Annotated in this window: 18 protein-coding genes; 10 read left to right on the top strand and 8 right to left on the bottom strand. The window is 63.2% G+C overall.

Going from position 1 to position 26,440, the window contains the following annotated elements; genetic code table 11:
• Nucleotides 1–17 precede the first annotated feature (17 nt).
• A complete protein-coding gene (rsxB, locus tag B0G76_RS39880; protein WP_183082330.1) occupies nucleotides 18–863 on the bottom strand; it encodes an electron transport complex subunit RsxB in 846 nt (281 codons plus the stop codon).
• Nucleotides 864–1,087: 224 nt separating this feature from the next.
• On the opposite strand from rsxB, the gene B0G76_RS39875 reads away from it, so the two are divergent.
• The gene (locus B0G76_RS39875; RefSeq protein ID WP_054035145.1) at nucleotides 1,088–1,720 is read left to right on the top strand and encodes a TetR/AcrR family transcriptional regulator; all 633 of its coding nucleotides are present in this window, start codon (nucleotides 1,088–1,090) and stop codon (nucleotides 1,718–1,720) included.
• A gap of 111 nt (nucleotides 1,721–1,831) precedes the next feature.
• Here B0G76_RS39875 and B0G76_RS39870 read toward each other — a convergent pair whose 3' ends face one another.
• Complete coding sequence (locus B0G76_RS39870; protein WP_120298222.1) at nucleotides 1,832–3,109, bottom strand: polyhydroxyalkanoate depolymerase; 1,278 nt, start codon at nucleotides 3,107–3,109, stop codon at nucleotides 1,832–1,834.
• A gap of 182 nt (nucleotides 3,110–3,291) precedes the next feature.
• Nucleotides 3,292–5,172 carry a glycoside hydrolase family 15 protein gene (locus tag B0G76_RS39865; protein WP_120298221.1) on the bottom strand — a complete coding sequence of 627 codons (1,881 nt, stop codon included), beginning with the start codon at nucleotides 5,170–5,172 and terminating at the stop codon, nucleotides 3,292–3,294.
• Between the two features lie 240 nt (nucleotides 5,173–5,412).
• On the opposite strand from B0G76_RS39865, the gene B0G76_RS39860 reads away from it, so the two are divergent.
• Complete coding sequence (locus tag B0G76_RS39860; RefSeq protein ID WP_120298220.1) at nucleotides 5,413–5,658, top strand: hypothetical protein; 246 nt, start codon at nucleotides 5,413–5,415, stop codon at nucleotides 5,656–5,658.
• A gap of 238 nt (nucleotides 5,659–5,896) precedes the next feature.
• Here B0G76_RS39860 and B0G76_RS39855 read toward each other — a convergent pair whose 3' ends face one another.
• The gene (locus tag B0G76_RS39855) at nucleotides 5,897–6,049 is read right to left on the bottom strand and encodes a DUF3096 domain-containing protein (protein ID WP_073429502.1); all 153 of its coding nucleotides are present in this window, start codon (nucleotides 6,047–6,049) and stop codon (nucleotides 5,897–5,899) included.
• Between the two features lie 255 nt (nucleotides 6,050–6,304).
• Between B0G76_RS39855 and B0G76_RS39850 the strand changes: the two genes are divergently transcribed.
• Complete coding sequence (locus B0G76_RS39850) at nucleotides 6,305–7,594, top strand: lactonase family protein (protein WP_183082318.1); 1,290 nt, start codon at nucleotides 6,305–6,307, stop codon at nucleotides 7,592–7,594.
• Between the two features lie 224 nt (nucleotides 7,595–7,818).
• On the opposite strand, the gene B0G76_RS39845 is transcribed toward B0G76_RS39850, so the two are convergent.
• Together B0G76_RS39845 and B0G76_RS39840 are read right to left on the bottom strand one after the other, a co-directional pair.
• Complete coding sequence (locus tag B0G76_RS39845) at nucleotides 7,819–11,961, bottom strand: DNA translocase FtsK (RefSeq protein WP_120298218.1); 4,143 nt, start codon at nucleotides 11,959–11,961, stop codon at nucleotides 7,819–7,821.
• A gap of 224 nt (nucleotides 11,962–12,185) precedes the next feature.
• Nucleotides 12,186–12,725: an META domain-containing protein gene (locus B0G76_RS39840; protein WP_120298217.1), complete on the bottom strand. Its 540-nt coding sequence runs from the start codon at nucleotides 12,723–12,725 to the stop codon at nucleotides 12,186–12,188.
• A gap of 195 nt (nucleotides 12,726–12,920) precedes the next feature.
• Here B0G76_RS39840 and purT point away from each other — a divergent pair, with 195 nt between their 5' ends.
• The 6 genes from purT to B0G76_RS39805 all read left to right on the top strand — a co-directional run bounded on the left by purT (nucleotide 12,921) and on the right by B0G76_RS39805 (nucleotide 20,307).
• The gene (gene purT / locus B0G76_RS39835) at nucleotides 12,921–14,135 is read left to right on the top strand and encodes a formate-dependent phosphoribosylglycinamide formyltransferase (RefSeq protein ID WP_120298216.1); all 1,215 of its coding nucleotides are present in this window, start codon (nucleotides 12,921–12,923) and stop codon (nucleotides 14,133–14,135) included.
• Nucleotides 14,136–14,266: 131 nt separating this feature from the next.
• Entirely contained in the window at nucleotides 14,267–14,479 is a 213-nt protein-coding gene (locus tag B0G76_RS39830) for a DUF6726 family protein (protein ID WP_120298215.1), read from the top strand.
• 136 nt (nucleotides 14,480–14,615) lie between these two features.
• Nucleotides 14,616–14,984: an MliC family protein gene (locus tag B0G76_RS39825; RefSeq protein ID WP_120298214.1), complete on the top strand. Its 369-nt coding sequence runs from the start codon at nucleotides 14,616–14,618 to the stop codon at nucleotides 14,982–14,984.
• A 258-nt stretch (nucleotides 14,985–15,242) separates the two neighbouring features.
• Complete coding sequence (locus B0G76_RS39820) at nucleotides 15,243–16,895, top strand: acetolactate synthase large subunit (protein WP_120298213.1); 1,653 nt, start codon at nucleotides 15,243–15,245, stop codon at nucleotides 16,893–16,895.
• A 116-nt stretch (nucleotides 16,896–17,011) separates the two neighbouring features.
• A complete protein-coding gene (locus tag B0G76_RS39815) occupies nucleotides 17,012–18,448 on the top strand; it encodes an aldehyde dehydrogenase family protein (protein WP_120298212.1) in 1,437 nt (478 codons plus the stop codon).
• 356 nt (nucleotides 18,449–18,804) lie between these two features.
• Nucleotides 18,805–20,307, top strand: a complete 1,503-nt coding sequence (locus B0G76_RS39805; protein ID WP_120298429.1) for a DEAD/DEAH box helicase — start codon at nucleotides 18,805–18,807, stop codon at nucleotides 20,305–20,307.
• A gap of 281 nt (nucleotides 20,308–20,588) precedes the next feature.
• On the opposite strand, the gene gluQRS is transcribed toward B0G76_RS39805, so the two are convergent.
• Nucleotides 20,589–21,494 (bottom strand): tRNA glutamyl-Q(34) synthetase GluQRS, encoded by a 906-nt coding sequence (gluQRS, locus tag B0G76_RS39800; RefSeq protein ID WP_120298428.1) that lies wholly within the window; start codon nucleotides 21,492–21,494, stop codon nucleotides 20,589–20,591.
• A gap of 196 nt (nucleotides 21,495–21,690) precedes the next feature.
• On the bottom strand, nucleotides 21,691–22,554 hold the full coding sequence (locus tag B0G76_RS39795) for a sulfurtransferase (protein WP_120298211.1): 864 nt from the start codon (nucleotides 22,552–22,554) through the stop codon (nucleotides 21,691–21,693).
• A 285-nt stretch (nucleotides 22,555–22,839) separates the two neighbouring features.
• On the opposite strand from B0G76_RS39795, the gene dnaE reads away from it, so the two are divergent.
• On the top strand, nucleotides 22,840–26,415 hold the full coding sequence (gene dnaE / locus B0G76_RS39790; RefSeq protein ID WP_120298210.1) for a DNA polymerase III subunit alpha: 3,576 nt from the start codon (nucleotides 22,840–22,842) through the stop codon (nucleotides 26,413–26,415).
• Nucleotides 26,416–26,440: the final 25 nt, after the last annotated feature.

The raw sequence follows: 26,440 nt of genomic DNA, 5'->3' as shown, positions 1-26,440 counted from the left end.
CAGCGTAAAGTTAAAGGTTAGCGCTTCGTTGGCGGTGTATCGGCGTTACCCGCGGGCGTGTCCGCGGCGAGTCCGAGACGGCGGCGGCGTGCTTCGGCGGCGTCGATCTGCGCCTGCACGTCGGCGCTGACGCGTTCTGTATTCTGCGGGCCCTGGCCCTTGGCCGCCAACTCTTCTTTCTTCTGGCGCGCACGCTCGAGCGCGGCCTGGATGATCGCGCGTTTTTTCGCTTCGGCGTCATTCGCTGCGGGCGCAGTGGGCGTTGCCGTGGCACCGGTTTCCATTGCTTGAGCGGCGGGCGTGCTGCTGACCGCTCGCCGCGCTGCAGCACGCGCTTCGGCCGCCTGGCGTTCGCGTGCGAGACGGGCTTCACGCCGGTTGTGGCGCTCGCGCGCGGCGTCGGCCTGGTCCTGGCTCCACGCATTCCAGCCGGTTGCCTCACCGGTGACCGACGGCATCGCGATGCAATCGACCGGGCAGGGCGGCACGCACAGGTCGCAACCGGTACAGAGTTCGGCGATTACCGTATGCATCTGTTTCGGTGCGCCAACTATTGCATCGACCGGACAGGCCTGCATGCACAGCGTGCAGCCGATGCAAACCTGTTCGTCGATAACCGCCAGAGAACGCGGCCGTTCGGCGCCGTTGGCGGAATTGAGCGGAATCACCGGTTTACCGAGCACTGCGGCAAGGCGAACGATGCCCTCAGCGCCACCCGGCGGGCACTGGTTGTAGTTGGCTTCGCCTTTGGCGATGGCTTCGGCGTACGGACGGCAGGCCGGATAGCCGCACTTGGTGCATTGCGTTTGGGGTAGCAGATCCTCAATGCGGTCTGCGAGTGTTTTGGTGTCGATCACGGTCACAACGTTGGTGCTTGCCATGCGGCCGCGTGGCTTGAACTAAATAGCACATTATCGCCGATTTCCCCAATTGCCATCCGCAATCCATGTGCCATAATCGAAGCGCTTTTTCGAAAGACCGCATAAGGGTGTTCCCCCAACCAGCCCGTTCAGTGCTGTCGGTACAAGGCCCGAGGAGAGGCCGGCGGCGCGATCCGGATAACGCGGCTCACGAAGACGATGCCACCATGAATCAGCCGAAAATCAAAAGAGATCCTGAAGGCACGCGACGCCGCATTCTGCTTGCGGCGGCCGAAGAGTTTGCAAATGGAGGGTTGTTCGGCGCGCGCGTCGATCAGATCGCCCGCCGCGCGGAGACGAATGAACGCATGCTCTATTACTACTTCGGTAGCAAGGAGCAGCTTTTCACTGCGGTTTTGGAGCACGCATTCAGCGCGCTCAATGAAGCGGAGCGAACGCTCGAACTGAATGGCGTCGCGCCAGTCGAGGCGGTGACACGTCTCGCGCATTTTGTTTGGGATTACTACCGCGATCATCCCGAGTTGCTGCGTCTCGTCAATAACGAGAATCTGCATGAGGCACGCTACATGCAGAAGTCGACGCGCATCCGCGAAATGATTTCACCGATCGTTGCCACGCTCGGCGGCATTCTTGAGCGGGGTCAACGCGCGGGGTTGTTTCGCACCAACGTCGATCCACTGCGCTTTTACGTGACGCTGTCCGGCATGGGCTATTACATCGTGTCGAACCGTTTCACGCTCGAAGCGACACTCGGCCGCGATTTCAGCAGCGCGAGCGAACGCAGCGAACTCATTCAGATGAACACGGAGTTGCTGCTTGCGTATCTGTTGCGCAAGTAAGCGGCGGCGCGGCAGCGCATAAACGGCGCAAGACGCTTTAAAAGAAGCGTCGCCAGAAACAACAACGGCCTCTGGAGAAGAGGCCGTTGTTGACGTTCGTGCGTGCGATGCTCAGGCTTCGACTTTTTCCTTCGCTACCTTCGGCGCCGTGTTGTGCTCGAGGATGAAGTCGCGCAACTGCGGATAGATGATGGTGCGCCAGCGGCGGCCCGAGAAAATGCCGTAGTGGCCGCATTTTTCCGCGGTGAAGTGACGCTTGTTCTTCTCCGGAATGCCGCTGCACAACTCTTGCGCGGCGAAGGTCTGACCGTCGCCGGAGATATCGTCCAACTCGCCTTCGATCGTGAAGAGCGCGGTCTTCTTGATGTCCTGCGGACGCACCCGTTCGCCCGCGACGTCCCACGTGCCTTCGGCCAGACTGAACTCCTGGAACACCACGCGGATCGTGTCGAGGTAATAGTCCGCGTCCATGTCGAGCACGGCGTTGTACTCGTCGTAGAAGCGGCGATGCGCTTCCGCGTCGTCTTCGTCGCCGCGCAACAGGCTCTGGTAGAAGTCCCAGTGCGAGGCCGCGTGCCGTTCCGGGTTCATCGCGACGAAACCGGTGTGTTGCAGGAAGCCCGGGTAAACCTTGCGGCCCACGCCCGGATAGTTCGGCGGCACCGTGAAGATCACGTTGTTTTCGAACCATCCATATGAGTGCTGCGTGGCGAGCGAGTTGACCGAGGTCGGGCTCTTACGCGCGTCGATCGGACCGCCCATCATGGTCATGGTGCGCGGCGTGTCTTCGCCGCGGCTCGCCATCAGCGAAATGGCGGCGAGCACCGGGACGGTGGGCTGACACACCGAAATCACGTGCAGATTCTTCGCGCCAATGTGGCGGATGAATTCCTGGATGTAGGCGACGTAATCGTCGAGATGGAATTCGCCTTCTTCGAGCGGCACCATGCGTGCGTCGATCCAGTCGGTCAGGTAGACCTTGTGGTCTTGCAGCAACGTGCGCACCGTATCGCGCAGCAGTGTGGCGTGGTGGCCTGACAACGGCGCGCACACCAGCACGATCGGCTCATCTTTCAATTGGGTGACAGCGTCGCTGTCGTCGGCGAAACGCTTGAAGCGCATCAGGCGGCAAAACGGCTTCTCGATGATCGTTTGTTCGATGATCGGAATGTTGTGACCGTCTTTGACAATCTGATGAAGGTTGAACTCGGGCTTTTCGTAATCTTTGCCAAGCCGGTAAAGCAGTTCGTAACCGGCTGAGAGGCGTGTGGCACCGGGCACGTAGGCCAATGGGCTGGCAGGATTCGCAAACGATTTCGATGCGGCCTGGGCCCAGGCGGTAAGGGGGCTCAACATCGCCCGCTGGAATTCGTGCAGTTGGTAGAGCATGGGTGCTCCGTTTAAGCGGTTCGCATGGGGCTTGGCAAACACGCGTGTGGCGTTGCGGCAGGCCGTATTGGTGGTTGTGGGCACATTGATTTTCGGCCAACAGTCTGCTCGATGATACTGAACAAAGCGTACTTGTGCAATGCAGCAATTTGCGCGCGAATAGCCCGCAAACTGTCATTGATTCATGGTACCGGCGATGTTGCCGCGCCGCTATCGGGGGTTGCCGCAGCATCAAGTTCTTCTGCCGGGGTGCCGTTATGCGGCGGCTGCCCGGTTGCCTGAGCCATTGCCTGTTCGTGCTTCATCAGGTTCAGACCGGTGTGCACCAGCGCCACGTGCGAAAACGCCTGCGGGAAGTTGCCGACCAGGCGCTTCGCGCCCGGATCGTACTCTTCCGCGAGCAGGCCGACGTCGTTGCAGAGGCTGAGCAGCCGTTCGTACATGGCGACGGCTTCATCGATGCGGTCCTGCAGTGCCAGGTTGTCCACCATCCAGAACGAGCACGCAAGGAAGGTGCCTTCGCCGGGCGGCAGGCCGTCGTCGTATTCGGTGGTGCGGTAGCGCATCACGAAGCCGTCGTGCATCAGGTCCTTTTCAATCGCTTCCACCGTGCCTTTCACGCGCGGATCCGCCGGCGGGAGGAAGCCGACTAGCGGCATCAGCAGCACGCTCGCATCGAGCTGGGCGCTGCCGTAGGATTGGGAGAACGCGTTGAGCACCGGATTCCATGCCTTTGCGCAGACTTCGGCGTGGATTGTCGCGCGGGTTGCTCGCCATTCATCGAGGGGGCCTTCCAGCTTGAACATTTCGGCGGACCGGATAGCGCGGTCGTAGGCGACCCACGCCATCACCTTCGAGAAGGTGAAGTGCTGGCGGCCGCCGCGCGTTTCCCAGATGCCTTCGTCCGGCTCCTGCCAGATCGTGTCGAGGTGGCGAAGCAACGCGCGCTGCACGTTCCACGCGGTGTCGTCCGCCTGCAGACCGCCAACGCGTGCGAGATGCAGCGCATTCATCACTTCGCCGTAGACGTCGAGCTGGCGTTGTCCGACCGCGTTGTTGCCGATCCGCACGGGTTTGGCGTCCTGGTAGCCCGGCAGCCAGTCGATTTCGAATTCAGGCAGGCGCCGCTCGCCGGCGATCCCGTACATGATCTGCAACTGATCGGGCGCGCCGGCCATCACGCGGCCGAGCCAGCTGCGCCACGCGCGGGCTTCGTCGTAGTAGCCGCCGCGCATCATCGCGAGCAGCGTGATGGTGGCGTCGCGCAGCCAGCAGTAGCGGTAGTCCCAGTTGCGCGTGCCGCCCAACTGTTCCGGCAGTGACGTGGTGGGCGCGGCGACGATGCCGCCAGTCGGCTCGTACGCGAGCGCCTTCAGCGTAATCAGCGAACGGCGGATCTGCTCGGCCCATTTACCTTCGACGGTGCTGCGCGCCGACCATTCGAGCCAATGGTTCTCGGTGCGGGCGAGCGACGTGTGCGGATCGCGGGCCGGCGGAATGCGCAGATGCGAGGCTGCATAAGCCAGCGAAAACGGCACGCGCTCGCCTTCGGTCACGCTGAATTCCGCGACGGTCTTCATGTTCTCGCCGCGCAAGTCGACCGGCGTGCGCAGAATCGCGGTATCGGGGCCGACGATCGCCTTGATGCCGCTATCGTGCTTCAGTCGGTCGACCCACGGAATCGAAAAGCCGTAGTCGAAGCGCAACACCAGTTCCATCCGCATGCGCACCGTGCCGCGTTTGCCGACCACGATCCGCACCATCTCCGACCAGCCGTTGCCCGGCGGCATGAAATCGATCAGCGTGACCGCGCCTTCGGGCGTTTCGAAATCGGTTTCGAGGACGAGTGTTTCGCCGCGATAACGGCGGGTGATCGTGGGCGGCGTATCCGAGACCGGCGAAATCAGCCAGCGGCCGTTCTCGGGCGTACCGAGCAGGGCGGCGAAGCAGGCGGCCGAGTCGAAACGCGGCCAGCACAGCCAGTCCACGGACCCTTCCCTGGAAACGAGCGCGGCTGTGTGGCCGTCGCCGATGAGCGTGTAGTCTTCGATGAGTGCGGGCATGGAGGAGCGTGTCGGTTTTACACGGGGCGGGGGCCGCCGCGCTTAGGATCAGTTTAGGGGCGTTGTTTTACCGGACTCGCACGATGCGTTTTGGTTCAGCGCGCAATGCGGCGAAACGTGGGTTGGTAATTGTCAAATCACTGCCTACAATCATTTTTCATGCCGATGCGCGGAGCTCTCCGGATCATGCACCGGCCTTGCCCATGGCGTATGCAGACGCCGTTTTCGAGGACCCAAGCAATGCTGAACCCGTCGAAATCCGATTGCATCACGATTCTCTCAGCCGCCAGCGAATTGGCCGACGATTCGATGTTGCCGCTCGAACATGCCCGCTTGGGCCTGAGCCGCAACGGAATGCTGGCCGCGGCTGCGTTTCTGGTCGAACGGGCCTGCTTCCGGCGTCATCAGGAAGGTGACGGTCATTATGCCGTCGGCGGATTGTCGTTGCAGGGGCGTTTGCGGCTCGACCAGCTTTCGAACGGCTGACTGTTCGCTGCGTGGGGTTCGCACCACGCGGCTGTCTTGTTCTCCTGCATCGGGCGCGCGGCGTCCGGTGCGAGTCTGTCGCGCGCATACCGCTTCGCCGTGCCGGTGTTGCGCTGCTGCAGCCGACATCATGACGCACGCCATGGCTCGTCCCGGCGCTCCATTCGTGCGAAACGTTGCCGGGCCGGCAATGCGCCCGGTCGTGTCCCTTCCTGCTCGTCTTGCCGACCGCTGTCGCTTAGAAATGCGACGCGCCCACGCCGAAGATCCCAATGATGCCGATGATGATCAGATAGAGCGCGACGATGTAGTTCAACAGGCGCGGCATGACGAGAATCAGAATGCCGGCGATCAACGAAACCAGCGGGCCCAGGCTGAGTGTGACGTTCATGAAGACTCCGTAGTGTGAGATGGGTAGGACACGATTGAAAGAACACGCCCGCCAGGCGGGACAAGTGCTGCGCATGCATCAGTTTGCCGGCCGGCTTGTCGCAGCCCGGCTGGACTCGCCGCATGATCCAGCGGTCCGGCGATCCGGCGATCCGCTTTTATACTTGCCTCGATAAAATAATTCGACAGATTGCGCGGCGGACCAGAGACACCGTTAAAACCGAATCAACCAGATAACCGATGTAGAGGAGGTCATATGCTTCGTCGTCACCGGGCCGCCGGGCGTACCGTTTCATTTCCGTTTCCTTCTGCTCAATCCACCTCATGGCGCGGCGGCCGGCCGGCTCCTCTCTGCTCCGCCCGCTCGATAATAAAAGGTTTCGTGCTCATGGTCTCGATTGTTGCTTCGCATGCGTTTGCGCAAGATTCTGGCCCGGCTCCCGCCGACGGTGTCTATGACATGCTGGTCGGCACATACACCGGCGGCAAGAGCGAGGGCCTGTACGTCTATCGCTTCGACACCAGGACGGGTGAACCGACCCGTGTATCGGTCGCGCAGACCGTCAACCCGTCGTACCTGGTGGTGAGCCGTGACCGGCGCTTCGTCTATGCGGTGAACGAAATGCCCGGCGACAACGGCCCGGCCACGCAACGCGGCGGCATCAGCGCGTTTCGCTTCGACGCCGCGAGCGGCCAGCTGAGCTTCCTCAACAAGGTCTCATCGGACGGCAATGACCCGTGTTATCTGAGCCTCTCGCCGGACGGCAAATATCTGCTGACCGCGAACTACTCGGTGGCGGCCGATCCGGGTGGCAGCTTCGCGGTGTTCCCGTTGCAGGCGGACGGCCAGGTGGGCGCGTCGGTGCTCACGGTGCACCATGAAGGCGGCGGTCCGGTGAAAGGACGTCAGGACAACTCGCACGTCCACTCCACCGTGTTCTCGCCGGACGGCCACTACCTGTTCGCGCAGGACCTGGGCGCCGACAAGCTGTACTCGTACCGCTACACGCCGGACGGTAGCCGCGGCCTGTTCGGCCCGACCGACTGGCGCTACATCCAGGAGAAAGCGGGCACGGGCCCGCGTCACCTGGTGTTCGGCGCGGACGGCAAGCATGCATATTTGACGAGCGAACTGGCTGCTACGGTCAGCACCTTCAACTACGCCGACGGCAAGCTCACGCAGGTGCAGACGATTTCGCTGATCGAGCCGGGCTTCAAGGGCGCGATGGGCGCCGCGGCGATTCACCTGTCGCCGGACGGGCGTTTCCTGTATGCCACCAATCGCGGCGACGCGAACGAGATCGTGATTTTCTCGGTCGATCCGGCCAACGGACATCTGAAGAAGATCGGGCATCAGTCGAGCCTCGGCAAGTCGCCGCGCGAATTTGCGATCGACCCGACTGGGAATTGGCTGATCGTCGGCAATCAGAACAGCGATACGGTGGTGGTGTTCAAGCGTGACCCGCAGAGCGGTTTGCTTGAAGCGAATCCGAAGCAGTTCGAGTTGGGTTCACCGGTTGATTTCAAGCTGGTGTCGCCGTCGTGAGGCGGGGGTTCGCGCTGTATGCCCATGGGTGGGGCCGCGTTCAGTGCTCGACATGAATACGAGCAAGCATCCGTTCGGCGTGTAATGCGGATGCGCGTAAGCGTTTGTTGACCTGGCGTGATCTGAATAGTGATCTGAATACGCGCGTTGTATAAAAGTACGGGCCGCTCGAAGCGGCCCGTACTTTTATGCGGGTTTTTGGGGCAGTTACCGGCCCGCCCTGTTTATTCCGCCGGTCCCGGTGCAAGCACTTCACGGCTGCCGTTGATACCCATGGCAGACACCAGGCCCGCCGTTTCCATCTGCTCGACGAGGCGCGCGGCGCGGTTATACCCGATGCGCAATTGCCGCTGCACCGACGAGATCGACGCGCGCCGCGTGCGCACCACGAAGGCGACGGCTTCGTCGTAAAGCGGATCGGCTTCGGCATCCGGCGTGTCGCCGAACAGATCCTGCGACGCGCCTTCAGTAGCCGGGCCATCGAGAATGCCTTCTTCGTATTGCGGTTCGCCGAACTGCTTCAGATACTCGACGATCCGATGCACTTCCTCGTCGGCGACGAATGCGCCGTGCACGCGCTGCGGGTAACCCGTGCCCGGCGGCAGGAACAGCATGTCGCCCTGGCCGAGCAGCGATTCGGCGCCCATCTGATCGAGAATCGTGCGCGAGTCGATTTTCGACGACACCTGGAACGCCACGCGCGTCGGAATGTTCGCCTTGATGAGGCCGGTGATCACGTCCACCGACGGACGCTGTGTCGCCAGAATCAGGTGAATACCGGCGGCGCGCGCCTTCTGCGCGAGACGCGCGATCAGCTCTTCAATCTTTTTGCCCGCGACCATCATCAGGTCGGCCAGCTCGTCGATCACGACGACGATCAGCGGCAGCGGCGCGAGCGGCTCGGGAGCTTCCGGCGTCAGCGAGAACGGGTTGCCGAGCTTTTTGCCCTTGACTTCCGTATCGCGGATCTTCTGGTTGAAGCCGGCCAGGTTGCGCACGCCGACCGCGGACATGAGCCGATAGCGCTTTTCCATTTCGCCGACACACCAGTTCAGCGCGTTGGCCGCCAGCTTCATATCGGTGACGACCGGTGCGAGCAGATGCGGAATGCCTTCGTACACCGACAGTTCCAGCATCTTCGGGTCGATCATGATGAGCCGCACTTCTTCAGGCGTCGCCTTGAAGAGCAGCGAGCAGATCATGGCGTTGATCGCCACGGACTTGCCCGACCCGGTGGTGCCCGCAACCAGCATGTGCGGCGCCTTTGCCAGATCGGCGACCACCGGATGTCCGGTGATGTCCTTGCCCATCGCCAGCGTCAATTGCGAATGCGAGTTCTGGTAGACGCTGGCTTCGATGATTTCGGACAGGCGGATCGTCTGCCGCTTGGCATTCGGTAACTCGAGACCCATGCAGGTCTTGCCGGGAATCGTCTCGACCACGCGAATCGACGTCAGACCGAGGCCGCGCGACAGGTCCTTCATCAGACCGACGATCTGACTGCCGCGCACGCCGAGCGCCGGCTCGACTTCGAAGCGCGTGATGACGGGCCCAGCCGAATGGCCGACCACCGTCACCGGTACCTTGAATTCCTGCAGACGCTGCTCGATCAGCAGGCCGGTTTCGATGAGCTTTTCTTCGGAGACGGGCTCGACGTCGGTATCGGCCGCTGCTAGCAGGTCGAGGGTTGGTAACTCGACCATCGATGCCGCGGGCGCGTGGAATTCGAAGCCGTTGGCCGGGCTGTGGCCGCGCGGCGGCGTGCGCTGGACCGCGGGTTCGGTGGGTTCGGTAGGCTCAGCGGATTCGGTTACGAAGTGGGTGGTAGAAGCCGCAGTTTGGGTGGTGGCGAAGCCCGATGCTGCCGGGGCGTTCGGCGCGTAACCCGGCCCGTCGACGGTTTCGTCGGCGATGGTGGCAGAGGCCGCTGGTGTGGGCTGAACCGCGAAGCCAGGGAAGCGAACCACATTCGACGCGGGCGATGCGGCGCTTTGCGGCTGTACTTCGGCGGCGACGGTCGAAGCGGCAAAGGCGGATGACGAGTTCAAACCGTCGGATAGGGGCGAACCATCCGATAGGGCAGGGGTGTCCGCTGTTTCTTCTTCGACTGGCGCGGGCGCTTCGCTCGCGCTCGGCACGTGCCATGGCGGCACGGCGTGATGCGTCGGTGCAGTGGCGATGCCCGGAGCGCCGGTGCTGACTGCATGCGGCACATCTGCCGGCGCCGGGGCTTGCAGCGGCGCGATAGCATGGATTCCGGTTTCCCAATGCATCGGCGTTTTATCGCTGGCGATTTCGGCAATCGGCTCGGGCGCCGCGGTGTGCGCTTGTGCGGCTTCGTCTTCGACAAAAGGCGGCACGTCTGATTGCGCTTCGCTCGTCTGCAACCGGGCCGCGAAGATTTGAAACGGCGTGGGGGTGGGCACCGGCGCAGCATGCTGCGTGGCGGGTGCGGGTGCGTCTGTTTGTGTGTGCGTCGATGCCTCCGCCAGTGCGGATGCTTCTGCGTGTGCCTCCGCCTCAACCGATTCATCGGCGTCGGCCGGTGACGAAGACGATGATGGAGCCGGAGTTGATGCCAGAACCGGAGCCGATACCGACGCCAGCTCCGGACGCACTTCAGGAGCCAACGTTGGACCCGATACCGACGCCAATGCCGGGGCCAATGCCGCCTCCGACGCGGTCGCCGCGGCCACCGCTGTCTGGATAACCGGCGGCTCAATCGGCCATTGCACGACGGGCGCGGTGTCTTCCTCGATCGGCGCCTCGGATACGGCTTCGATCCGCGGCGTTTCAACTTGAGGCTGCACCGACGCAGTGTCCGGTGCGGCTTCAACTACGTCCTGCAAAAACGCGCCGACTTCCGGCGCCGTGACCTTTTCAACTTCGCTTTCATGCAACGAAGCCACGCCCGATTGCCCAGCCTCGACTGATGGCTCGGTATCCAACGGAGGCGTCGCGACTATGGTGTTTTCCGCACCGCTGCTGCGCGCGAGGCTGACGCCGGCGATGTCGGTCCAGCGCGCGGCGTTTTCCGCGATGCTGCGAAGCGTCTCCTGGACGCTGGCCGGCGGCGTGACTTTCTCAGCTGAGGCCATCGGCCGGGTATAGCTGGGCGCCGGACGCCGCGTTGACTGCGTCGGCGTGGCGCTGGTGTTCGCGCGAGAAGCGGACGGGAACGGCTGCTGGGCCGCCGTGGAGGGACTTCCTTGAGATGCGCCAGTGGCTGAACCCTGGATCGTCGACGGACGGCCTGCGCCAGCCGATGGGCTAGTTGCCGAACCGGCTGTTGAACCTGACGCCATTCGCGTTGCCGCCATGGCGTGCGTCGCTTGTGCCGCAGCCGCCGTCGCGGCGACTGCACCCGCTGCGCCCGCGAGACCGGCTCCACCCGTCATGCCCGAGCCGGCTGCCGATGACCCCGCCGGACGTTGCTCGCCAGCCGGGCGCCGGCCAACTTGCGATGCACCACCGCGAGCCGGCGTTGCAGTCGTTCCCGATGCTGCAGCCGAACCAGCGGGCGATGTGGACGATATCGGCGAGGCCGTGGCGCGTGGCGCCGTTGCCGGTTCACGCAGCCACCCGGCCGGCGCAACCGGCTCGGCCGGCATCCATGCAGCCGCCCTATCCGCGTTCAGCAAGCGTGTCTGTGTCTGTGCCGGCGTCTGCGCCGGCATCGGCACTTGCCGCGGCGGCGTCCCGGCGGCCGTACGCAGCACCGGCTCTGCCTGCGCGGCCTGACTGCGCGTCTTCACCGCGCCGGCACGCCAGTTCGCCCCGGCGCCGCGCGCCGCTGCATCCCTCGCCGCCGCCGCACCCGCCGCGCCGCCAGCCGCAGCCGCGCCGCGGCCACGCGCAGGCGACTGCCAGACGGCCGGGCGCGCATAACGTCCATTGCTTTTAGGCGCCATCGTATTGGTGGACGGCGATCCGTGCGACGGCAAACCGTCATCGACACTGCGATGGCGGCGCGCTTCCTCGTCGCGTTTGGCGAGGCCGCGTGACAGGCCGAGGCCGAAGGCGGCGTCGGCCCATGCGGCGACGTCGCGCCAGCGGAAGTCGATCAGCCAGGGCAGGCTGATCACGAGCACGGCGAGCGCCGCGAGCGGCGTGCCGATATGCCCGAGCAGATGACCGAAGCCCGCCGCGAGCGCATGGCCGAAGCCATTCACGCCGGTCGCGCCGATCAGCGACGCCTCCAGCGTGCAGCTTGCCACCATCACGCAGACGAAGCCGAGCCAAAGGCGGATCGTGCCGGGGCCGCGCAAACCTGCGCCGCCTGGCAGCGCCGACTTCACGAGACGCCACAAAAGAGGAATGAACCAGACGGCTGACCCGCCGAACCAGCCGAAAACTACCGTGTGCATGCTAGACATCAACGAATGACGGACGCGCAAAAACGCAACCCGTCGAGTTTAACCGGCGAAGCACGATGCTTCGAAGACAAACGCAAATATGCTTGCGTCAAATGGGAAAGCAGGCCTGCCCGCGACCTGCCGTCAGTGAAAAACAACGGCCGCTACCGAGGCCCGCGCGCCATGCGGACAGGACCGGTTGCGGCGGCGCATCCGGTTATTGGCGCGCGTACCGCTCATTTGGCGCTGCGGTCGAACGTGAGCGTGTCGCCGTTATCGAGCACGAGTTGCATCTGCTGCGGCGCGCGCATCTGCACCCCGGTGCGATCGATGTGCGTCAGCGCGTTGAGATACGGACCTTCGATCTGTCCGCCCGGCGTCGCGCACGCCATGCGTGTGCCGCCCAGCGTGCCGAAGCTCAGCTTGCCGTCTTTCAGCGCGTACGAACCCATATAGCGATTGCAGCCGGAAAAGCCGCTGGCGTGACGCTGACCTTTGTCGGTGGAAAGCACGAGCGTGATCGGCGCGCCCTGATCGGCGGACGGAATCGCGCGTGCCGTACCGTCGGCCTGTTTCCAGCCGCTAAGCACCCAACTGGTGTCGTCGAGCAACTGGGTGGCGGCCGGATTGAACGGATCGGGCGGCGGGGCTTCCGAGTCGGGATGCTTCGGGATGGCGCACGCGCTGCATAGCGCGGCGACGCTCAACGCGGCGATGGCGGTGCGTGCATAAGGCATGAAGCGCGCAACACGTCGCGCGGAGGAGCTTTGGAGCATGACGTCGTTCCTCTTCAAACTGGCGAAGGCGTAAGGGTAACGCACTAGGCTCGCCGCACGCGAGCGCAACGGCGTGAGAGCGGGTGCGGGTCGGGGTGCACATTGAAGTGTGCGTCGGGGTGCGCATCGGGGTGCGCATGTTAACATCGTGTCCTACCCAAGCCCACCCTCATCCGACTTTTTTCTGGAGACCCCATGCAGATCGGCCAACGGATCGGCACGCCCCTTTCTGAATCCGCCACGCGTGTCATGCTGCTCGGCGCCGGCGAACTCGGCAAGGAGGTGATCATCGCGCTGCAACGGCTGGGCGTCGAAGTGATCGCCGTCGACCGTTATCCGAATGCGCCGGGCCATCAGGTCGCACACCGTTCGCACGTCATCGACATGACCGACCGCGCCGCGTTGCGCGCGCTGGTCGAACAGGAACGCCCGCACCTGATCGTCCCCGAGATCGAAGCGATCGCGACCGACGCGCTAGCCGCCATCGAAACCGACGGCCTCGCCGAAGTGATTCCGACCGCGCGCGCCACGCAGCTCACCATGAACCGCGAAGGCATTCGCCGGCTGGCCGCCGAAGAACTCGGCCTGCCGACCTCGCCGTACGCGTTCGCCGATTCGCTTGAAGAACTGCGCGCGGGCATCGCCAAGGTCGGTTATCCGTGCGTGGTGAAGCCGGTGATGTCGTCGTCGGGCAAGGGGCAGTCGGTGCTGAAGAGCGACGCGGACGTCGAAACCGCCTGGCAATATGCAATGGCGGGCGGCCGCGTGAATCACGGCCGCGTGATCGTCGAAGGCTTTATCGACTTCGAATACGAAATCACCCAGCTGACGGTGCGCGCGATTGATCCGGCGAGCGGCGAAGTCAGCACGTATTTCTGCGACCCGATCGGCCACGTGCAGGTGGCGGGCGACTACGTCGAGTCGTGGCAGCCGCAGCCGATGAGCCCGCTTGCGCTGGAACGTTCGCGCGAAGTGGCGCACAAGGTGACGGCGGCACTGGGTGGCCGGGGCCTGTTCGGTGTGGAACTTTTCGTGCGTGGCGATGACGTATGGTTTTCGGAAGTCAGCCCGCGTCCGCACGATACGGGTCTGGTCACGCTGTGCTCGCAACGCTTCTCGGAGTTCGAACTGCATGCGCGCGCGATCCTCGGCTTGCCAGTGGATACGTCGCTGCGGGCGCCGGGCGCGTCGGCGGTGATTTACGGCGGCCTGGACGAGACGGCGATCGCTTTCGAGGGCGTCGCCGAGGCGTTGGCCGTGCCGAATGCGGATCTGCGTCTCTTCGGCAAGCCGGAGAGTTTCGTCAAGCGCCGCATGGGCGTGGCGCTGGCCACCGGAGAGACGATCGACGAAGCCCGCTCGCGCGCGAAACAGTCCGCGGGGGCGGTGCGCCCTGTGTCCACGAAGTAACGCGCATCGACGCGCGCTGCCTTGCGGTGCCGCAGCGTATCGAAGTGACGTGAAGTGAAGTACTCGCGCGCCGCCCACACTCGCCGCGCGCGAAACCCGACTCATTGAAGTTCGTTGAAGTAGAGGTGCGTATGGCCGTGGCGTCCCGCAGGAACATGCGGTCTGGAAGGTTCGGCCGTCTCGGCGCACTGGGCGTCGTGCTCGCGTTGTGTGCCGTGCTGACAGGGTGCGGCCTCGCCGCTGCGCCGTGCCGGGTCGCGTCGGCCGGTTTGAAGATCGTGCCGCTCGTCGGGCACGTCGCCGCCGCGCCGACCGACGCTTGCGCCGCTGTGATCGATCCATAAGCGGTTCACATCTGCTTCACGATAGCTCCACGAGCGATCATCCGGCGGTGCAGGGTAGTGTGACCGGGCCGCAACCACGGTCGCAAACCAGGGCGCGCCGCCCGTGCTAGATGTGCAAAAACGATCGAGGCATCCGATGAAGAAATGGTGTGTTGCAGTCACGACGGCAGCGGGTCTCGCGGCGCTGTGCGGCAATGCATGGGCTGCGCCACTGAACCTGGCCGAGATGCAGGCCAGGAATCGCCAGACGCACAAATACACCTGCGCGACCGGCAAGGTTCTGCAAGTGACCTACTGGAACACGTCGAACGGGCAAAGCTTCGCGCTCGTGCCGGTCAAGGGCCGGCAACTGCTGTTCGTCAACACGATATCGGCCTCCGGCGCAAGGTATCAGGCCGGCAGCTACACCTGGTGGACCAAAGGCCCGCGCGCCGATCTGTACGACGCGACAGACGGCGAAAATGCCCCGCCCATGCTGTCCGACTGCATCACGATCAACCGCTGAGCATGATGCGGCGGTTTTCCCCAAACACGCCATCTGTCTTGCCTTACGTCTGCCCCCGCCTTGCGGCACTGCCCGCCTGCGCGCATCCTTTCCGTTCGAGTAGTAAGCTGTCCGGCGTGGCATCCGTTGTACCGGCAAGCCATGCCTCACGCTGCACGCATCGCGTTGGCCGTCTTTGCCGTCGTCTTCGATCGTCCGATCCCGGACCTCAACGGGCGGGCCCATGGCCCGTGTCCGTTTCATCAAGCGAGACCCTCCATGAAAGCATCGGACCTGTTCGTCAAATCGCTGGAAGCCGAAGGTGTCGAGTACGTGTTCGGCATTCCCGGTGAAGAAAATCTCGATCTGCTCGAATCGCTGCGCCGCTCCAAAATTCGTCTGATTCTTACGCGTCACGAACAGGCGGCCGGTTTCATGGCCGCCACGTACGGACGCCTCACCGGCCGCACCGGTGTGTGTCTGGCAACCCTGGGTCCGGGCGCGACCAACTTTGTGACCGCTGCTGCGTACGCGCAGTTAGGCGGCATGCCGATGCTGATGGTGACCGGGCAGAAGCCGATCAAGACCAGCAAGCAGGGGCATTTTCAGATCGTCGACGTGGTGCGGATGATGGAGCCGCTCACCAAGTACACGCGGCAGATCGTGTCGATCGGCAATATTCCGGCCGCGGTGCGCGAGGCGGTCCGTCAGGCGGAAGAAGAGCGGCCCGGCGCCACGCACCTCGAATTGCCTGAAGACGTGGCGCACGAGGAGGGCGACGGCCACCCGATTCCGAAGAGCTTCAGCCGCCGTCCCGTCGCCGAAGAAAAAGCCGTGGCGCGTGCGGTCGAAGCGATTACGAAGGCGAAGCATCCCTTGCTGATGATCGGCGCGGGCGGCAACCGCAAGACCACCACCAAGATGTTGCGCGAATTCGTCGACCAGATCGGCATTCCGTTTTTTACGACGCAGATGGGCAAGGGCGTGATCGACGAATCGCACCCCATGTGGCTCGGCAACGCAACCTTGTCCGACGGCGACTTCGTGCACCGCGCGATCGACCACGCGGATTGCATCATCAATGTGGGCCACGACGTGATCGAGAAGCCGCCGTTCTTCATGCGCAGCGGCGATGCCGGCGAGAAGACGGTGATTCACGTCAACTTTCTCGGCGCGGAAGTCGATACGGTCTATTTCCCGCAGATCGAAGTGGTCGGCGATATCGCGAACGCGGTGTGGCAGCTCAAGGAAAGCCTCAAGGAGCGTCAGGAACACTGGGACTTCACGCGCTTCAAGGAGATCAAGCAGCACTTCGAGGCGCATCTGGTCAAGGGCCAGCACGACGACCGTTTCCCGATGTACCCGGTGCGGATCGTGAACGACGTCTACGAGACCACGCCGGTAGACGGCATCGTGTGTCTGGACAACGGCATGTACAAGATCTGGTTCGCGCGCTACTACCGCGCGCACGAACCGAATTCGCTGCTGCTCGATAACGCGTTGGCGTCGATGGGCGCCGGCTTGCCGTCGGCGATCGCGACCAAGATCGTGCACCCGGACCGCAAGGTCATGGCCGTGTGCGGCGACGGCGGCTTCATGATGAACTCGCAGGAACTGGAAACGGCGGTGCGTCTGAAGCTCGATCTGGTGGTCCTGGTTTTGCGCGACGACGCGTTCGGCATGATCCGCTGGAAGCAGGAAAACATGAACTTCCCGGACTACGGCATGACGCTGAGCAACCCGGATTTCGTCGCGTATGCAGAGAGCTACGGTGCGAAGGGACATCGCATTGAATCGGCCGCGGAATTTGCGCCGCTGCTGCGCGAATGCTTCGCGACGCCGGGTGTGCACGTAATCGATCTGCCGATTGATTACTCAGACAACGAGCGCGTGCTGAATCGCGAAATCAAGCGGCTCTCCGCGCAGCTTTGAGCGCAACGTTGATGAGCGGAACAGCCATGAGCGCCATGAGCGCCATGAGTGGCAATGGGGCTAGCCCTTGCCGGCTGCATGGCTGATGTCAGGCATTGGATCAAGGAGAACGCGTCATGTTGAACAAGACTTACCCGTACTACCTCGCCAACGTTGCGGTGGCCGCCAACACCGATCTCGAAGTCACGGATAAATTCAGCGGCGAAGTGGCGACCCGCGTGGCGATGGCGGACGCAGCGGCGATCGACAAAGCGATCGGCTATGCCGTCGAAGCGATGCCCGCAATGCGCGCGTTCCCGCCGTTCAGGCGTCAGGCCGTGCTCGAACACTGCGTGAAGCGGTTTCGCGAGCGTTACGACGAATTGGCGCTTGCGCTGTGTATCGAGGCTGGCAAGCCGATCAACGACTCGAAAGGCGAGGTCACGCGTCTGATCGACACGTTCAAGGTGGCGGCTGAAGAGTCGGTGCGCATCGACGGCGAGATCATCAATCTGGAGATTTCGCCACGGGCGAAGGGCTATCACGGCTATGTGAAGCGAGTGCCGATCGGCCCGTGCTCGTTTATCTCGCCGTTCAATTTTCCGCTGAATCTGACTGCGCACAAGGTCGCGCCGGCGATCGCGGCCGGCGTGCCGTTCGTGTTGAAACCGGCGAGCCGCACGCCGGTCGGCGCGCTCATCATGGGCGAGATTCTGGCGGAGACCGACTTGCCGAAAGGCGCGTTCTCGATTCTTCCGGCGCATCGCGACGGCGCCGACCTGTTCACCACCGACGAGCGTTTCAAGCTGCTGTCCTTCACCGGCTCGCCCGCGGTGGGCTGGGAACTGAAGAAAAAGGCCGGTAAGAAAAAGGTGATTCTGGAACTGGGCGGCAACGCGGCGGCGATCGTCGACGGCGATCAGGGTGGGAAACTGGACTACGTGGTCGACCGGCTGGCGTTCGGCGCGTTCTATCAGTCGGGGCAGAGTTGCATCGGCGTGCAGCGGATTCTGGTGCACGCGAATATCTACGATGCCCTGCGCGAAAAGCTGATCGCGAAGACGAAGACGCTGATCATGGGCGATCCGAAGGACGAAAAGACCTTTGTCGGGCCGATGATCTCGGAATCGGAGTCCAACCGTCTCGCCGGCTGGATGGACAGCGCGGTGCAGGCGGGCGCGAAGATCGTCGCGGGCGGCAAAGTGGAGGGCGCGATGTTCGAGGCCACGCTGCTCGAAGGCGTGAAGCGCGACACCGATCTTTATCGTAAGGAAGCCTTCGGCCCGGTGGCGATTCTGGAGTGTTTCGACGATTTCGACGCGGCGCTTGCGACCGTCAACGACAGCGACTTCGGCCTGCAAGCCGGCGTGTTCACCGATTCGCTCGCCCATGCGCACCGCGCGTGGGATGTGCTCGAGGTGGGCGGCGTGGTGATCAACGACGTACCGTCGTTCCGGGTCGACAACATGCCGTATGGCGGTGTGAAAGACTCGGGCCTCGGGCGCGAGGGTGTGCGCTACGCGATCGAGGACATGACTGAGATGCGGTTGATGGTGATGCGGAAGACGTGGTGACGGCCGGGGGCATCGGACCCCGTTGTCACGCAACTGTCGTGTGTTAGAACTACGCTGCCAGCGGAGCGCCACGGCGCTTCGCGGCGATTTGCCGACGCCCGCATACCGGGCGAGCCGGCTGGCTTTCGCCGACGTAAGCAGAAAGCCGGCAGATGCGCCATGAGTGTTTTTGCTGAAGTGCTACAATACCGGCCTTTCCGGCGGGTGTTTCCGCCGGCCGGAGCCGGCCGCATTTTTCCCGTAGTACTGACGGGTCCCGTGCGGAACGCCGTGGCTCCGCCTTCATCCTGATGCCCTCTGCGGTTCCGACCGCTGCCGCGCGCACCGCGCCAAGCGCATTTTTAGCGAAAGCCACCATGTCCGACACAGCCGTCACGCCCAGCACTGCGACTTTTGATCAATTCGGTCTCGCGCCCGACATCCTGAAAGCCGTCAAAGAATCGGGCTACACCATCCCTACGCCGATCCAGGAGCAGGCGATTCCTGTCGTGCTGGCGGGCCGTGACATGATGGGCGCGGCGCAAACCGGCACCGGCAAGACCGCCAGCTTCTCGCTGCCGATCATCCAGCGCTTGCTGCCGCAGGCCAGCACGAGCGCCTCGCCCGCCCGCCATCCGGTGCGCGCGCTGATCCTCACGCCGACCCGCGAACTGGCCGACCAGGTGGCCGCGAACGTGCAGTCGTACGCGAAGCACACGGCGCTGCGCAGCGCCGTGGTGTTCGGCGGTGTCGACATGAATCCGCAGTCCGAGCAACTGCGCCGCGGCGTCGAGATTCTGATCGCCACGCCGGGCCGTCTGCTCGATCACGTGCAGCAGAAGACCGCCAATCTCGGCCAGGTGCAGATTCTTGTGCTCGACGAAGCCGACCGGATGCTCGACATGGGCTTCCTGCCGGATTTGCAGCGCATCCTGAACCTGCTGCCGAAGGAGCGTCAGACGCTGCTGTTTTCGGCCACGTTCTCGGGCGAAATCAAGAAACTGGCCGCCACGTATCTGCGCGACCCGCAGACGATCGAAGTCGCGCGCAGCAATTCGACTGCGACCAATGTGACGCAGATCGTTTATGAAGTGGCCGAGGGCGACAAGACCGGCGCGGTCGTTAAATTGATTCGCGACCGCGGCCTAAAGCAGGTGATCGTGTTCTGTAACAGCAAGATCGGTGCAAGCCGTCTGGCGCGGAGTCTGGAGCGCGACGGTGTGGTCGCCACCGCGATTCACGGTGACCGGACGCAGAATGAACGGATGCAGGCGCTGGATGCGTTCAAACGTGGTGAGATCGAAGCTTTGGTTGCCACGGACGTCGCTGCGCGTGGTTTGGATATTGCCGAGTTGCCCGCTGTGATTAATTTCGATCTGCCGTTTAACGCGGAAGATTATGTGCACCGGATTGGGCGCACTGGGCGTGCTGGGGCTTCGGGTGATGCTTTGTCGCTGTGTAGCCCGAATGAGCGGAAGCAGCTGGCTGACATTGAGAAGCTGATCAAGCGGCCTTTGGATGTGCAGCACCTGACCGTGGATGCGCCGGTGCGGCATCACCATGAAGAGCGTCCGCCGCGGCGTGAGCGTGTGGATGGTCGTGACGGCCGTGCAGAAGGCCGTGACGAGCGGGGTGGTCGTCGGCGGTCGGGGGCTTCGTCGTCGGGTTCGTTTGATCGGCCGCATCATCATCGGGCGCAGCCTGTGGATGATTTCTTTCTCAAGCCGTATGAGCCTTCGGCGGCTTCTGTTCGGAAGGTTGAAGAGGCTGCTGCTGCTTCTTCGTCTGGTGCTCCGCAGAAGGCTGCTTCTAAACAGCCGTTGGCTGCACTGCTTGGTGGGTTTGGGATGCCAAGGAAGTCTTCGTCGTCGTCTTCCTGAGTTTTTTGGGTTTCCTGGGGTTGCGTGATTGGGGTGTTGGCCTTTTCTTGATTTGTTAGTGGTTTATTAGCGTCGCCCCTGTGCGGGGCAGGTACTTACTTTCTTTGCCGCCGCAAAGAAAGATAAGCAAAGAAAGCGGCTCAATCCGCTAATTCTTAAGCGGGTCCCCCGCGCAGCCACGGTAGTGGTGCATCTGGAATCCGTGTTCTCGCACATTCAGCCACGGTGACAAGGCCGTCATTCTTCCGGCAGCGCTCCGCGCGCCGTAGCGGTACTTCTCTTCAAACCCGTCCCCCCCGCTCGCGCTGTACTCGCACGGCCATGCGCTTTGCCCATGCCGCCGTTGCGGCGGTGTAGAAATCTTCTAGCGTCGCATGTTCGTCGTCCATCTCGAGTCCCAAGTGCCGCGCGGCTGCACGTAGCGTCTCAAGTGGCTTGTCATTGTCCAGCGCGGTTGCGCCGTTTTGCTTGCTGAGCTTTTCGCCCTGGTCGTTCGTGACCACCGGTACGTGCAAATACGACGGCGTCGGAACGCCCAGGCAACGCTGAAGGTAAATCTGGCGGGCCGTTGAATCCATCAAGTCCTCGCCCCGCACGACGTGCGTTATGCTCGCGTCCGCATCGTCGACCACTACCGCCAGTTGGTACGCCCACTGGTCGTCGGCGCGCCTCAGGACGAAGTCGCCAACCTCGGTAGCCAGGTTCTGTGTCTGCATGCGTTGCCAGCGATCCTCGAATGTGATCACCGCCGCGTCGCCGTCGGGTACGCGCAGGCGCCAGGCGCGCGCCGGTTTGCCATGCAGGCCGCTGCGGCAGGTGCCTGGGTAGGCGAGCGTCGTGTTGCGCGCGTGCACGTGCAGCAGCGAGTCGGCAATCTCCTTGCGCGTGCAACCGCAGGGATAGACCAGACCGGCCGCCTTTAATTGTTCCAGTGCTTCCTCATAGCGCGCCATGCGCTGGCTTTGCCAGACAGGCGGCTCGTCGGCATGCATGCCGAAACGGTCGAGGGTCGAGAGAATGTCATCGGCGGCGCCCGGGACCGTGCGCGGGCCATCGATGTCTTCGATGCGCACCAGCCACACCCCATTATGGGCACGCGCGTCCAGCCAGCTTGCGAGCGCGCTCACCAGCGAGCCGAAATGCAATGGCCCCGTGGGTGACGGTGCAAAGCGTCCGCGATAGCTCATAGATTCGATGGAAGGATCGTTGCGGAACAAACGTGATGGATCGGGAGCGTTCGCCATGCCAAGCCGCAACGTCGCATGGCCAGCCGGGTTCGAAGCATCATCCGCTTCAGCCTACGCACCGGGTCGTAACGCCCTCAGCCGCGTTGCCCCGCGTGCGGCGCTGTTCGCCGCGACGCAGCGGAAGCGGTTGCCGGCATCACGCGGCGTGCGCCGCCTTGCTGTCTGGATGACATTCAGGACACGTCTTGCCCGCCACGTACATCGGCGATTGTTGCGCTTCCGGCGTCACCACCGCGCGGCAGCCGAAGCACTGGACGGTCGCGGTGGGCTCCAGCTGCGGATTGAGCGCGGTGCGGTAGTCGAATACGAAGCAGTCGCCGTGATAATGCGCGCCGCCGACTTCCTCGAAATACTTCAGGATGCCGCCTTCGAGTTGGTACACGTTCTCAATGCCGACTTCCTTCATGTGGATCGCCGCCTTCTCGCAGCGAATCCCGCCTGTGCAGAACGACACCACCGTCTTGCCTTCGAGGTCGGCGCGGTTCTGCTCGATGACTTCCGGAAATTCGCTGAATTTCGTAATGCGGTAGTCCAGCGCGTCGTCAAAGGTGCCGACGTCCACTTCGAATGCGTTGCGCGTATCGAGCATCACGACGGGGCGCCCTTCGTCGTCATGGCCGCGGTCGAGCCAGCTTTTCAGCGTGGGGGCGTCCACAAACGGTGCGCGGCCAAGCTCCGGGCGGATCGCCGGCTTTTTCATCGTGATGATCTCGCGTTTGAGCTTGACCAGCATACGGGTGAACGGCTGCTTGTCCGACAGGCTTTCCTTGAACTGCAGATTGGCGAACTTGCCTTCGAACAGCGCGTCGTGGCGGATGTAGTCGATGAACGCGTCCGTGGCTTCGCGAGTGCCGGCGACGAACAGGTTGATGCCTTCCGGCGCCAGCAGGACGGTGCCGCGCAAGCCGAGCGTATTGCAGCGCTCAGTGACGAGCGGGCGCCATGCGGCGGTGTCTTCGATAGTCGCGAAATGATACGCGGCGAGATTGACGATACTCATGTGTGTCCAGCGGTAAGAAGTGCCCGGCAGCGTGGAAATGGGGGCGCATTGAACTGCCCGCATCAGGTTCCATGCGGCGCGGCCACGTCGAATAGGGCGAAACTCGTATTATCCCTCAAGCTGGCGCTTCGTCCGACTCGGCCGAATGGCCAGTCTGTTGCGGCAGCGCAAATCGCCCGCAAAACTTCGGCGTGTGGTGCTCTTGCGGCGCTCCCGCGTTTCGCTCCTAAGCCGAGGGGCTAACGCGCGGTTTTGGCCTGAAAACTCCGGAAGGGTGGAGTTACAATGTCGCCCATGTCAGATCCCCGCTTCGTTCATCTCCGCGTCCATTCCGAATTCTCGATTGCCGATGGCATCGTGCGTCTTGACGACATCGTCAAGGCCGCCGCCAAAGACGGTCAGGGTGCGCTCGCCCTTACCGACCTCGGCAACGCGTTCGGCCTCGTCCGTTTCTATAAGGAAGCCCGCGGCAAAGGGGTCAAACCCATTGCCGGCTGCGACGTCTGGATCACCAATCCCGACGACCGCGACAAGCCTTCGCGTTTGCTGCTGCTGGTCAAGAATCGGCGCGGCTATCTGAATCTGTGCGAGCTGCTCAGCAAGGCGTCGCTCACCAATCAGTATCGCGGTCGCGCGGAAATCGAAGCCGGCTGGCTCGAATCCGGTCTGGGTGAGGGCCTGCTTGCGTTGTCGGGGGCTCAACAGGGTGACATTGCTCTCGCGCTTGCCGCCGGCAACGAAGAAGCGGCCAAACGCAATGCACTGCATTGGGCGAAGGTGTTTCCGGGCGGCTTCTATATCGAACTGCAACGGTGCGGTCAGCCGGGCGGCGAGCAGTACGTGCAGCAGGCGGTTGCGCTCGCGGCGTCGCTGAAATTGCCGGTGGTGGCCACTCACCCGATGCAGTTCATGACACCGGACGATTTCACCGCGCACGAAGCACGCGTGTGTATTTCCGAAGGCGACATCCTGGCGAATCCGCGCCGCTCGAAACGCTTTACGTCCGAGCAGTATTTCCGTACGCAAGAGGAAATGGCGGGGCTGTTTGCGGACATTCCGTCGGCGCTCGCCAATAGTGTCGAAATCGCCAGGCGCTGCAATCTGACGCTCGAACTCGGCAAGCCGAAGCTGCCGCTCTTTCCGACACCCGACGGCATGTCGCTCGACGACTACCTCGTGCAATTGTCGAAAGAGGGCCTCGAAAAGCGTCTCGAACAGTTGTATCCGGATACGGCGGAGCGCGAGGCGCAGCGCGAAACGTATTACCAGCGCCTCGAATTCGAGTGCGGCACGATCATCAAGATGGGCTTCCCGGGCTACTTCCTGATCGTTGCGGACTTCATCAACTGGGCCAAGAACAACGGCGTGCCGGTCGGTCCGGGCCGGGGGTCGGGTGCAGGCTCGCTGGTCGCGTATGCGCTCGGCGTGACCGACCTCGACCCGCTGCGCTACAACCTGCTGTTCGAACGGTTCCTGAATCCGGAACGGGTCTCGATGCCCGACTTCGACATCGACTTCTGCCAGCACGGCCGCGACCGTGTGATTCAGTACGTGAAGGAGAAGTACGGCGCAGGCGCGGTGTCGCAGATCGCGACCTTCGGCACGATGGCGGCGAAGGCAGCGGTGCGCGATATCGGCCGCGTGCTCGATCTCGGCTACATGTTCACTGACGGGATCGCGAAGCTGATTCCGTTCAAGCCGGGCAAACACGTCACCATCGCCGACGCGATGAAGGAAGAGCCGCTGCTGCAGGAGCGCTTCGACAACGAAGACGAAGTGCATCAATTGCTCGAACTCGCGCAACGCGTGGAAGGCCTCACGCGGAACGTCGGTATGCATGCCGGCGGCGTGCTGATCGCGCCGGGCAAGCTGACCGATTTCTGCCCGCTCTATACGCAGGGCGACGAAAGCGGCGTTGTGAGCCAGTACGACAAGGACGACGTCGAAGCCGTCGGCCTCGTGAAGTTCGACTTTTTGGGCCTCACCACGCTGACGATTCTCGACTGGGCCGAGCGCTATATCCGCCGTCTCGATCCGTCGAAGCAAGACTGGTCGCTCGCGCAGGTGCCGCTTGATGACGCTGCGTCGTTCTCGATCCTGAAGAAAGCGAACACGGTCGCCGTGTTCCAGCTGGAAAGCCGCGGCATGCAAGGCATGCTGAAAGACGCGCAGCCCGACCGCTTCGAGGACATCATCGCGCTGGTCGCGTTGTACCGTCCGGGCCCAATGGACCTGATCCCAAGCTTCTGCGCGCGTAAGCACGGCCGCGAAGTGGTGGAGTATCCGGATCCGCGCGTCGAACCTGTTCTGAAAGAGACCTACGGCATCATGGTCTATCAGGAGCAGGTGATGCAGATGGCGCAGATCATCGGCGGCTACTCGCTCGGCGGCGCCGACTTGCTGCGCCGCGCGATGGGTAAGAAGAAGGCCGAGGAAATGGCCGAGCATCGCGAGCTGTTCCGCCAGGGCGCCTCGAAAAACGGGCTGACCGGCGAGAAAGCGGACGAAATCTTCGACTTGATGGAGAAGTTCGCGGGCTACGGCTTCAACAAGTCGCACGCTGCTGCGTATGCGTTGCTAGCGTATTACACCGCTTGGCTGAAGGCGCACCATCCGGCCGAATTCATGGCGGCGAATATGTCGCTCGCCATGGACGACACGGACAAGGTCAAGATCCTGTTCGAGGATTGCCTCACGAACAAGATGGCCGTGCTGCCGCCAGACGTCAATCTGTCGGCGTACCGTTTCGAACCGGTCGCGGAAGCGGACGGCAAACGGTCGAAAACAATCCGCTACGGTCTCGGCGCGATCAAGGGCAGCGGCCAGAACGCGATCGAAGAAATCCTGCGTGCGCGCGAAGAAGGCCCGTTCGTCGACATCTTCGACTTCTGCAACCGGGTCGACCGCCGGATCGTCAATCGCCGCACGGTGGAAGCATTGATCCGCGCCGGTGCGTTCGACACGTTGCACGCGAATCGCGCACAACTGATCGCCTCCGTCTCGCTGGCCATGGAAGCCGCCGAGCAGGCAAGCGCCAACGCGATGCAGGCCGGCTTGTTCGATATGGGCGATGCACCGTCTCAAGGGCACGAGCTGGTCGACGAGCCGGAGTGGCCCGAAAAGAAGAAACTGCAGGAAGAGAAGGGCGCGTTAGGCTTCTACCTGTCGGGCCATCTGTTCGACGCCTATAAGGACGAAGTGCGCCGTTTCGTGCGCCAGAAGATCGGCGAGCTGAAGGAAGGGCGCGACAAGCTTGTCGCTGGCGTGATCGCGTCGCTGCGCACGCAGATGACACAGCGCGGCAAGATGCTGATTGCGCTGCTCGACGACGGTACCGGTCAATGCGAAGTGACCGTCTTCAACGAGACCTTCGAGGCGCATAAGCAACTCTTCAAGGAAGACGAACTGCTGGTCGTGCAAGGCTCGGCGCGTAACGACGCATTCACGGGCGGCATCCGCTTCACGGTCGATACAGTGATGGATCTCGGCCGCGCCCGTTGCCGTTATGCGGAAGCCGTGAAGGTGCAGATGAACGGCAATGCGGACGCGTCGGCATTGCGGCGCGTGCTCGAAGCGCATAGCGCGGGTAAGGACGAGCCACAAGCCGCACCGGCGCCGGCGGCGTCGTCACGGGGCGGCAATGGAGGCGGTGGTGGCCGCAACGGCGGTGGCTATGGCGGCGGTGGTCAGCGCCAGGCGGTGCAGATTCCGAACGGCCTTGCCGTGCAGGTGGTCTATCGCAGCGAGAATGCGCAAGGCGAAATGCGTCTGGGCGACGCGTGGCGCGTCAAGCCGACCGACGAACTGCTCGCGGCATTGCGTGGCGAGTTTGCCGGAAGCTCGATCGAAATCGTTTATTGATGTCTGGATTGTCCACGCCACGGCG

It is taken from the genome of Paraburkholderia sp. BL23I1N1 (assembly GCF_003610295.1).
Taxonomy (GTDB): Bacteria; Pseudomonadota; Gammaproteobacteria; order Burkholderiales; family Burkholderiaceae; genus Paraburkholderia.
The sequence above is the reverse complement of the archived record's forward strand: the minus strand, read 5'-3'. Positions and strand labels throughout refer to the sequence as shown.